This window comes from Sulfitobacter sp. HI0027, from assembly GCF_001634775.1.
Lineage (GTDB): Bacteria > Pseudomonadota > Alphaproteobacteria > Rhodobacterales > Rhodobacteraceae > Sulfitobacter.
In genome coordinates, this window is record NZ_LWER01000057.1 from 1 (window position 1) to 9,613 (window position 9,613).

General features: G+C 63.5%; 12 protein-coding genes and 1 other RNA gene. 3 read left to right on the forward strand and 10 right to left on the reverse strand.

Translation table 11 applies throughout. The features are described 5' to 3' along the window. The 6 genes from A3722_RS03730 to A3722_RS03755 all read right to left on the reverse strand — a co-directional run. On the reverse strand, nt 1–922 hold a 922-nt coding region (locus tag A3722_RS03730; RefSeq protein ID WP_067915920.1), incomplete at its 3' end, for an SPFH domain-containing protein. A 35-nt stretch (nt 923–957) separates the two neighbouring features. Then, nucleotides 958–1,920 carry a DUF2927 domain-containing protein gene (locus A3722_RS03735; RefSeq protein WP_067627506.1) on the reverse strand — a complete coding sequence of 321 codons (963 nt, stop codon included), beginning with the start codon at nt 1,918–1,920 and terminating at the stop codon, nt 958–960. Nucleotides 1,921–1,942: 22 nt separating this feature from the next. Then, entirely contained in the window at nt 1,943–3,139 is a 1,197-nt protein-coding gene (locus tag A3722_RS03740) for a toxic anion resistance protein (RefSeq protein ID WP_067627504.1), read from the reverse strand. Continuing rightward, nucleotides 3,139–4,053, reverse strand: coding sequence for a 5-bromo-4-chloroindolyl phosphate hydrolysis family protein (locus A3722_RS03745; protein WP_067627502.1), 915 nt, complete (start codon nt 4,051–4,053; stop codon nt 3,139–3,141). The genes A3722_RS03740 and A3722_RS03745 overlap by 1 nt, the downstream gene beginning before the upstream one ends. Nucleotides 4,054–4,056: 3 nt before the next feature. After that, nucleotides 4,057–4,287, reverse strand: coding sequence for a hypothetical protein (locus tag A3722_RS03750; protein WP_067627501.1), 231 nt, complete (start codon nt 4,285–4,287; stop codon nt 4,057–4,059). 113 nt (nt 4,288–4,400) lie between these two features. Beyond that, nucleotides 4,401–5,495 carry a pseudouridine synthase gene (locus A3722_RS03755; RefSeq protein ID WP_067627499.1) on the reverse strand — a complete coding sequence of 365 codons (1,095 nt, stop codon included), beginning with the start codon at nt 5,493–5,495 and terminating at the stop codon, nt 4,401–4,403. Nucleotides 5,496–5,557: 62 nt separating this feature from the next. Between A3722_RS03755 and A3722_RS03760 the strand changes: the two genes are divergently transcribed. The 3 genes from A3722_RS03760 to A3722_RS03770 are packed head-to-tail and all read left to right on the forward strand — an operon-like array spanning nt 5,558 to nt 7,041. Continuing rightward, nucleotides 5,558–6,013, forward strand: coding sequence for a nucleoside deaminase (locus tag A3722_RS03760; RefSeq protein WP_067627497.1), 456 nt, complete (start codon nt 5,558–5,560; stop codon nt 6,011–6,013). A gap of 3 nt (nt 6,014–6,016) precedes the next feature. Further along, the gene (locus tag A3722_RS03765) at nt 6,017–6,637 is read left to right on the forward strand and encodes a DUF5671 domain-containing protein (protein ID WP_067627496.1); all 621 of its coding nucleotides are present in this window, start codon (nt 6,017–6,019) and stop codon (nt 6,635–6,637) included. Beyond that, nucleotides 6,634–7,041 (forward strand): hypothetical protein, encoded by a 408-nt coding sequence (locus tag A3722_RS03770; RefSeq protein WP_067627494.1) that lies wholly within the window; start codon nt 6,634–6,636, stop codon nt 7,039–7,041. Before A3722_RS03765 ends, A3722_RS03770 begins: the two co-directional genes overlap by 4 nt. Before the next feature lie 148 nt (nt 7,042–7,189). Here A3722_RS03770 and rpmG read toward each other — a convergent pair whose 3' ends face one another. The 4 genes from rpmG to A3722_RS03790 all read right to left on the reverse strand — a co-directional run bounded on the left by rpmG (nt 7,190) and on the right by A3722_RS03790 (nt 9,456). Beyond that, a complete protein-coding gene (gene rpmG, locus A3722_RS03775; RefSeq protein WP_007119221.1) occupies nt 7,190–7,357 on the reverse strand; it encodes a 50S ribosomal protein L33 in 168 nt (55 codons plus the stop codon). A gap of 158 nt (nt 7,358–7,515) precedes the next feature. Then, an RNA gene (gene rnpB / locus A3722_RS03780) (RNase P RNA component class A) lies at nt 7,516–7,935 on the reverse strand. 72 nt (nt 7,936–8,007) lie between these two features. Next, nucleotides 8,008–8,697 (reverse strand): N-acetylmuramoyl-L-alanine amidase, encoded by a 690-nt coding sequence (locus tag A3722_RS03785; RefSeq protein WP_067627492.1) that lies wholly within the window; start codon nt 8,695–8,697, stop codon nt 8,008–8,010. Between the two features lie 3 nt (nt 8,698–8,700). Then, entirely contained in the window at nt 8,701–9,456 is a 756-nt protein-coding gene (locus A3722_RS03790; protein WP_067627490.1) for a hypothetical protein, read from the reverse strand. Nucleotides 9,457–9,613 lie beyond the last annotated feature (157 nt).

A 9,613-nucleotide genomic window follows, 5' to 3' on the forward strand; every position in this document is an offset into this window, starting at 1 on the left:
AGACCTTTTCGACCGGCGGCGGGGGCGGCGGCACCGGTGCGGCGGCGGTGGGGGCAGGGCGCGCGCCCCAAGGGCCGGCCTGCGCGCTGGCGGCCTGCGCCATGCTCATGCCCAGACCCGCGCCGAGGCCGGTTTGCATCGCCGCCCCGCCCGCGCCATCGCGGCCAAGCGCCTCAGCCGCTTGGAACTGCATGTATTCGTTAAGGTTTCCGACCACGCCCATGGAGGTGCGTTTGTCCATCACCGCCTCAACCGCGGGCGGGAGGGAGATGTTCTCGATGTAAAGCTCGGGCATCGCCAGCCCGTATTCGGCGATCTGTGCGGCGATGTCTTTGCCGACCAATTGCCCCAATTCACGGGTGTTCGCAGCCATGTCGAGCACCGGAATGCCCGAACTTGCCAGTGTGCGCGAAAAGGCCTGCACGATGATGTTGCGGATTTGGTAAGAGATTTCATCCATGGTGAATTCACCATCGGTGCCGACGATCTCGGTCAGGAACTTCGCCGGGTCGCTCACGCGGACGGAGTAGGTGCCATAGGCGCGCAGGCGCACCGGGCCAAACTCAGGATCGCGGGCGATGATCGGGTTCTTGGTGCCCCATTTCAGATCGTTGAACCGGGTGGTGTTGACGAAATAGATCTCGGACTTGAACGGGCTTTTGAAGCCATGGTCCCAATGCTGAAGCGAGGTCATGATCGGCATGTTGTTGGTCTCAAGCATATAGAGACCGGGGGTGAAGACATCCGCCAACTGCCCCTCATGCACAAAGACCGCCGCTTGCCCCTCGCGCACCGTCAGCTTGGCGCCGTATTTGATCTCATGGCCTTCACGCTCAAACCGCCAAACCATGGTGTCGCGGGTGTCGTCGGTCCAGTGAATGACGTCGATGAACTGGCCGGAGAGGAAATCGAAAATGCCCATGGGAATGGTCCTTATTCTTTCGTCGTAAAGCTGCGTTACACCGGCCCGTCCGTCAACTCGCGTGCGATGATCCGGGTGATCGGGTTGACCTGCTCTGCTGTCATGCCGGGGCGCAGACGCTTGTCATAGAGCATCTTGAGCAGGAGTTCGTCGTGTTTGGTCAGCAAGGCGAATTCGTCGTCATCGTTAAAGATCGACGGGCGTGCGGCGGGGCTGTCATTGGCCAGACCCAAGCCTTGGGCCAGTTCTTCGTGGATGCACGACAGCCGCAGCAACCCGGGGTTTTCCGAGCGGATCACCGCCACGGCGGCGGTATAGACATTCGGGTGGTCGCCCGCGGCATAGGCGGCCACGGCGCAATAGGTGTCGCGGCGCATGTTGCGCATCGCACGGAGCGACGATGGGCTTACGCCCGCGACCTTTTCCGCAGCATGGGTCAAAGCATCGACCCGGTCATCTTCAGAAGCTACAACCACTATGAAATTAGGCGTGCCTGTCGTTGAGATCGGATGCCCCGTAACCCGGGCAAGGCGTCGCGCGAAAGCCTTGATGTTGGTGGTGTCAGAGCGGCGTTGCGACGGGGGGATGCTATCACCGAAGATGATCTGCATGTGCACAGGCCCTTCCCAGCGGCGCAGGGGACTGGCCCCACCGTGGCCGGAAAAATTGCCGTCATATTCGTTATAAAGGGCGATCTGCTCAAAGTTGCGGACCAGCATTTCGCTGGTAAAGGGCGTGTCATCACCGCCACCGTCTTGGCGCAGCAAATCCTGGCTCAACTGCGCCTTCTCAACTTGATGCAAATAGCTGCGCAGCATGGCGCTTTTTTGCGAAGTGGGTTTGGCCACCACAGCCGGAGAGGGGGGCTTTACCACAGGGCGGGCCTGCGGCTTGGCGACCTGTTGCAAGACGGGCGCGGGTTCGGCGCAGGCCAGCAATAGCATGCTCAGCGCCAGCGCCCCCCCGGCGCGCAGTTTTCTGCGCAGACGTTCTTGCATTACCTGTTCCCCCACGTCGGTCTTAGCTTGGCACCGCATTGCCTGTGGTATCGCCCAAGCCCGTTTCGCGGGCCTTAGCGGCGGCCAGTGTGTCGCGCAAACGGCCTTCCATTTCCTGCAACTCCTTCTCGGCATTGGCGCGTTTTGCCTTGCCTTCATCGGCGATTTGCAGGGATTCTTCGATGGTGCCGATCAGGTCTTCGTTGGCCTGTTTCACTGCTTCGATGTCGAAGACGCCACGCTCCATTTCCTGACGGATCACCTTGTTGCTGTCACGCAGGTTCTTGGCGTTGGAGGTGAGCAATTCGTTGGTCAGGTCATTCGCCTCGCGCACCGCATTAGCCGCGTCACCGCTGCGCTGGATGGTCACGGCTTGGGCCAGTTGCGTTTCCCACAGCGGCACGGTGTTCACCAAGGTCGAGTTGATCTTGGTCACGAGGCTTTTGTCGTTCTCCTGCACCAGACGGATCGAAGGCAGGGATTGCATGGTGACCTGACGTGTCAGTTTCAGATCATGCACCCGACGCTCCAGATCATCGCGGGCGGCACGCAGATCACGGAGTTCCTGCGCCCGCATCACCTGATCGTCTTCGTTCGCCTTATCCAGCGCGGTCTGTTTGGCGGGGATGGTCTTGTGATCCAGTTCAACAATCTTGGCCTCACCGGCCGAGATATAAAGCGCCAGTTCGTCGTAGAATTGCAGCGTCTTTTCATAAAGCAGGTCGAGCGATTTGATGTCTTTCAACAGCGTATGCTCATGTGCCAGCAGGTTGTCCGTGATCCGGTCGATCTGGCCTTGTACCTCTTCGAAACGCGCGGTGAATTTGGCGAATGGGGTGGCACGGCCCAGCAATTTTTCCCACCAGCTTTGTTTGCGCCGCACGTCCAGCTCAGAGACCGAGAAGCCGCGGATCGCGCTGACCATGGTGCGCAGGCTATCGCCCGCGGGGCCGACATCCTTGTTGCGCACATCGGCCAGCATGGATTGGCTGATCTCTTGCAACTCGGCCTGCGCGGCAGAGCCGAAGCTGACGATGGATTGCGTATCGGTCACGTCGATCTCGGCCATACGCTTTTGGATTTCCGCGCTCTGTGCGGCATCAGCTTTGGCCAATGGCACGATGGCATTGGCATCCGCCGGTTCGGGCAAAACGGTTGCGTTCACTTCTTCCACCAACCCTTGCGATTGGGCAGCTTTTTCACGGAGGGCATCGGTCATCACTGATCTTCCTTGGTATTTGCAGGGGCGGGCTGTTCCAGTCGGACCCCCTCGCGGGAGAGGCGTTCACGCAGCACGTCGATTTCCACGTTCAGATCGCTGCGGTCGTCCAGCAGGGACTTCGCTGTGCGGGCGGCAAAGTTCTGATCCAGATCGTCGAGCAAAGCGAGGTAGTCGTCGCGGGCTTGCGCGTCTTGGTTGCGGGCATAGAGGTCGGCGAATTTCACCGTCGCATCATGCGCGCCGCGCAGATAGACGACAAGGTATTTGCGGGCGGCGGTCAGGTCGCGGGGGTCTTCTTCTACGGTGCGGATCAATTGGCGGGCGGTTTCTTGGAACTCGGCCAGCCGTGCTTCGGCCCGCCGGTCGCTTGCGCGCAAGACCGCTTGGCTCATGCCCGAGAGCAGCTTTTCGGCCTCATCTACCACGCGGGCAACGCGGTCTTGCTGGAAGGTGTCGATCCCCTCCATACCCTTGTTCTGCAAGGGATCAATGCCAAATGCCGCAAGGTGCAGGGCCGTGGCCGCGACACCGTAGAGCAGGGCTGCGATCAGGCTCGGGTCATTGCTGTAAGCGGCAAGGGCCGCGCCAGCGCCCGCCAATACTGCGGCCAGAATTTTGCGCGGGAGAACCGGGCGGCGGGCAACTTTGCGTTCGTGGTACTCCGCCTCCGCCAGAAGGCCGTCGCGCAGTAGCCAGACGCCCGAGGCCAACAAAAACGCCCCGCCAAGGCCAAGGACCAGCGTGCCCGCGCCACCGACAAGCGAGGTTCCAGCCAGCAGGACCGGGGGCAGGAACATCAGGTTCACCCGCCCGCCCACAGGATCGACCCGCAGGCTGCGGGTCTTGCGCGGTGTGCTGCCGGGGGTGGCGTCCGTGTCGGGGCTATATTTGCCGCCAAAGCGCTGCGCCATGGATCAAAGCCCCCCGAGAAAACCGCTGGTCAGCCCAAGCAGCAAAACCAGCAACGCCCCAAAGGCGATTTTCTGAAAGGTCGTTGGCGCCATCATGTTTCCCCTTTCGCCGCCCCAGATCGGGCGCAGCGCCGTGCCGGCACTGTCAGCCGCGCGCCCCAAGAGCGAGGCCGCGCCGAGGATGATAACCACGAGCGCGGCCAAGGCCACCAAAAACATCACTATTCGCAACATATTGCCCTTTTCTGCCAGCGGTTTCGCGCTGATCTTGCCCTGCCGTTCTCTATTCAACGCACGCAGGTCGGCAGCGTTCCGGAAACGCGCAGGGCAACTTGGGGCATCGCCGGTCAGCGGCGGGGTTTTGGCCCCCGGCCACCGGGCTTTGGCCCCGGTTTACCGTCCGGCTTCGCATTGGGGCGCCCTGCAGGACGCGCCCCCGGTTTGCCGCTGGGTTTACCACTGGGCCTGCCTTGAGCTGCCTTGCCACGCGGTGCGTTCTTCGCCTTTCCGCCACCACGGCGGGGCGGCGGTTCATCATCTTCGCCGGGTTGTACGGGCAGACCGGGCTGGCCCGCGCCCCCAAAACCGCCGGGTTTGCGGCGTGGCGGGCGGCGCAGACCCGTGGGCTTTTTGACAGCGGTGCCGCTGGGGTCTTCCAACTCAAGGCCCAGTTGATCGCGCACGACCTTGCGGCGCAGTTCTTCTACCTCGCCGATCTTCAACTCGCCCAATTGGAACGGGCCGTAAGAGATCCGGATCAGCCGGTTTACAGTCAGGCCCACGGCCTCCATCGCGCGGCGAATCTCGCGGTTGCGGCCTTCGCGCAGGCCGATGGTCAGCCAAGCGTTCGCGCCTTGCTGGCGGTCCAGCGTCACATCCATCGGCTGGAAATTTTCGCCCTCCACGGTGATGCCGCGGCGCAGAGGCTCCAGCATTTCATCCGTGGGGCGGCCATTCACCCGCGCGCGGTAGCGGCGCAGCCAGCCGGTGCTGGGGAGTTCCAGTTTGCGTTTCACGCCGCCATCGTTGGTCAGCAACAAAAGCCCTTCGGAATTGAGGTCAAGCCGGCCTACGGTCATCACGCGGGGCATGTCCTCGGGCAGGGCATCAAAGATCGTTTCGCGGCCCTTCTCGTCAGAGTTTGTCGTCACCAGCCCGGTGGGCTTGTGATAAAGCCAGATGCGCGGCGGTTCGGGCGCGCCGACGGGGGTGTTGTCGACGGTGATCTTATCCTCAGGCGTGACGTTCAGCGCGGGCGAGGTGATCTGCTCTCCGTTCACGCGCACGCGGCCCGCTTCGATCATGCGCTCGGCCTCTCGGCGCGAGGCAATACCGGCGCGCGACAGCACCTTGGCGATACGGTCGCCCTTGGATGTGCTGGCGTCAGCATCGGTGTCGGTGTTTTGCGGGCCTGAGCCGGAGGGGGGCGTTTTTGCGTTCATACACTGCGCTTACCCTGTTTCACGGGCTTGCGAAAGGGTGGCGTTTGCGGCCATGTGACGGAATGGAGTTTCGCTCATATATGGGTCAGGCGCTGGCCGAGGCCCGCGCCGCTGCCGCGCGCGGCGAGGTGCCGGTGGGGGCGGTTGTCGTCTCACCCGAAGGGCGGATCGTCGCGACGGCAGGCAACGAAACCCGCGCGCGCAACGATCCAACCGCCCATGCCGAGATGCTGGCCCTGCGTGCGGCCTGTGCGGCTGTTGGCTCAGAACGGCTGATCGGTCACGCGCTCTACGTCACGTTGGAGCCCTGCGCGATGTGCGCCGGGGCCATCGCCGCCGCGCGGCTAGAGCGCTTGTTTTATGGTGCGGCAGACCCCAAATCAGGCGGCGTGGCGCAGGGCGCGCGGGTGTTCTCGCATCCCCAATGCCATCACGCGCCGCAGGTCTTTGACGGCATCGCCGCGCGGGACTCAGAGCAGCTTTTAACTGCATTTTTCCAAGCCAAAAGAGGGGGGTAACCCATGGCAGGCAATAGGGATTTGGCGCAATTCGTGCGGGATGCGCTCAGCGCAGGCGAAAGCCGCGTTGAGATCGCCGCAGTGTTGGGCCAGGCGGGCTGGTCAGCGCAAGAGGTCAGCGACGCATTGGAAGGCTGGGCGGATGTGCCCTTTGCCCCGCCGGTGCCACGCCCGCGCCCCGTGGTCACGGCGCGGGATTTTTTCGTCTATGCGCTGATGTTCGGAGCGCTGCTTTTTGGCGCGGGGTATCTGGTGGGGCTGCTGCATGCTTTGATCGACCACTTCATTTCCTCAGAGGGTGGCGGGGCGACCTATCGCATCCGCTGGGCCATGGCGGTGCTGATCGTGACGTTGCCGCTGTACCTGTGGCTGGCCACGCGCGAAAACAGGCGGTTGGCCGCTGATCCGGCGCTGGCGCGCTCGGCCATTCGCAGTTGGATGACCTACGTGACCCTGCTTTTCGCCGCTGCGGTCCTGTTGGGCGATCTGGTAGCGGTGATCTATGCCTTTCTCAGTGGTGATCTGACAGTGCAATTCGCGCTGAAGGCACTGGTGGTGGCAGGAATCGCCGGGGGCATCTTTGGCTATTACCGCCGCGATGGGCGGCAGGGGGCGACCGGGTGAACCGGCTGTTCTTTGGCGGTGCCGTGGCTGTGGTCTTGGCCGCGCTCCTTGCCGGTTTCGCCGTGGTCGGCGGGCCGGGTCATGCGCGCGCCGAAAGCCGTGACCAGACCCGTCTGGCAGACCTGCGGCACCTCGCCGATGCGCTTATTTGCGAGACTGCAGAGCAGGCGGCGTTCTCTCGCGCCTGTCGCAGCACAGAGCAGAGCCTCCACGATCCGCTGACCGGCGCCGCCTATGAGGTGGCGCGAGGGGCTGAGAGCCTCGCTGTCTGCGCGAATTTTGAGGTGCCTCAAGAGAAAACGGTCGCCTCTGGGCGGGAGCGGCTGCATTTCGACGGGGCGGTGGGGTGCCTGCGCTATCGGCGCGTCCCATCTTCGCGACAATGGGTGGTGCAGGCGCCCTGAGCGGGAAAGGGGTGCGATTGACGGGCTGCCGCTGCCCTGGCGGCCTAGGTCGGTTAAAGCTGCGCTAAGCGCGCCTTACCCGGCTCCACAACGCAAAAGGCCACGCGCAAACCGCGTGGCCTTTTGAAACCGTTCAAAGCAGGCGATCTTACTTGATCTTGCCTTCTTTGTATTCGACGTGCTTGCGCGCAACGGGGTCGTACTTTTTGATGACCATCTTCTCGGTCATGGTGCGTGCGTTCTTCTTGGTCACGTAGAAATGGCCTGTGCCCGCGGACGAGTTCAGGCGGATCTTGATCGTGGTTGGCTTCGCCATGTGTCTTCTCCTGCTGCACGGCCGCGCAGGCGTGCGTGAATTCTGAATTTCGGGTTCTAGTCAGACCCGCGCCCGAGTCAACCGCTATTTGCCCGTCCGATGCCGAAAGACGCCGGTTTCGTCGAAAAACCTGCCTTTCGGACCTGAAAGGGCAGGAATATGCGCGGAAGGCCTATAAGCCGGATTTTGTACCTGTCGCAAGACAGGCGATGACCATTCCTCTGACCGCACCGTTGCCGATGCGGCTACAGCTGCCAACCCGGACCTGCTGGGGCAGAAGAGCCCCGCCTTTGACCCGAAGATCAGCGGCGCGCGGTCCCTATTTGGCATTGCTCCCGGTGGGGCTTGCCGTGCCAGAGCTGTTGCCAGCCCCGCGGTGGGCTCTTACCCCACCGTTTCACCCTTACCCCTTGGGGGTTCCGGCAAGCCGGACCAAGGGGCGGTTTCATTTCTGTGGCGCTTTCCGTCGGGTTGCCCCGCCCGGGCGTTACCCGGCACCGTTCCTTCTTGGAGTCCGGACTTTCCTCTACGTCGCTTTTGCCCCGCAAAAGCGACGCCACGGATGTCACACATGCGTGTGACGGGAGTGGTCGTCGGTCATGCGACGCGAGTCGACGCAGCGGCCATCCAGCCTTCCGCGCATCCCCGCCCTAGACGCCGCCGCGTGGCGCGTCAATGGGGGCGGGCAGGGCGGCAAGGTCTGCGGGGGTGAGAGGGCCGCGCCCGTGGGGACGGAAACGCATCCGCACGGTCTCTAGCAGCGTTGCATCATCGCAGGGCGCGGTGAAGCCTGCGGCCTGCGCGGCGTCGCGGAAGGTGTCGGCTGTGGCGGTCTTTGGCGCAACGCCGTCGCCCGCAGGCAAGGCCAGCCCCCGCCGCGCCAGCCGTGCCCAATCGAATCGGGGGCCGGGGTCGACCTTTCGGCCCGGTGCCATGCAGGAGTGGCCGATTATCCCGTCGGGCGGGATACTGTGACGCTCCATGATGCCGGGCAGGAGGGTTTCGAGCGCGCACATCTGCGGTTCTGAGAACGGGTGATCGCCGCGGTTGTCCAACTCGATCCCGATGGAGCGGGAGTTGATGTCGTCCTGACCCGCCCATTCGCCGACGCCCGCGTGCCAAGCGCGCTGGTCTTCCTTGACCAATTGCAGGATGCGCCCGTTGCCACAGATCAGATAATGCGCAGAGACAGCCGCAGAGGGGTCGCAGAGCCGATCCAGCGCCGCTTGGGCGCTGGTCATGGCCGTGTGGTGGAGGACGATAAGCCGGGGCCGCAGCCCGCCGCGTCGCGGGCCGTAATTGGGTGAGGGATGCGCCGTCACGTCAGGCGCGACAGGCATCTATCAGCCCTGCGCAGCCCGGCGGAAGGGGGTGGGATCCCAGTTGCAGGCGAAGCCATCGCCATCGGGATCCATGCCCTCGCGGTCCTTTTCGGGACCACCGGCCTCAAGGAAAGCAATCTGCGCTTGGTCAGCGTGGCTGTACTGCGCGCAAGCACGTTCAAACTTGCGGGCCTTGTTAAAGCCGAAACGGCTATAGACCTGCTGACCGACCGATTGGTTGGATTGCAGCGCATAGGCGACGATGTTCGGGCCGACGTTCCGACGCTCGGGCAGTGCTTCGGGCTGAACCACCTGATATTGGGCGCGGTTGGCGGCCACACGGGCCGCGTCGTCTTGAATGCTGCGCTGGCCCGACACCGCATCAAAGTTGTTCTCGTTCGAGATGCCAACGGCGTTGACCGCGGCGGGGGGCGGATTCGACGGACTGGCGTTCACCGGGGAAACGCCCGAGTTGGTCGTGGCGTCATTGCCCAGACCGTTGCTTGCCCCGCCCGGACGGGTCGCCGCCAGAACGCGGGCAGTTTCCGCCGCCGTCGCTTCGGGGGAGCCGTCATCTAACGGCTGGGCGGTAACGTCAGAGGTGAAGCTGCCATCGCCCGCCAGCGCCGCATCGCGTGCACGCTGCTCGGCTTCGAAATTGCTGTCGCCAAAGCCGACGCCGCGCCCGCTGTTGATGTTCCCGGAATCGGGGATCGCCGGTTGGCAGGCTGCCAAAAGACCGCCTGCTGTCATCGCTAGAAGTGTCCGTGTGATCATCTGACCCGCTCTCGCCTCTTATTCACCGCCCTGCGGCTTACCACCATTTCTCGGGCTTGGCCACAAAACCGGCCGCCTTCTCCAGCGCATAGGCGGAGGACAGCAACTCGGCCTCTTCCCACGGGCGCCCGATCAGTTGCAGACCCAACGGCAAGCC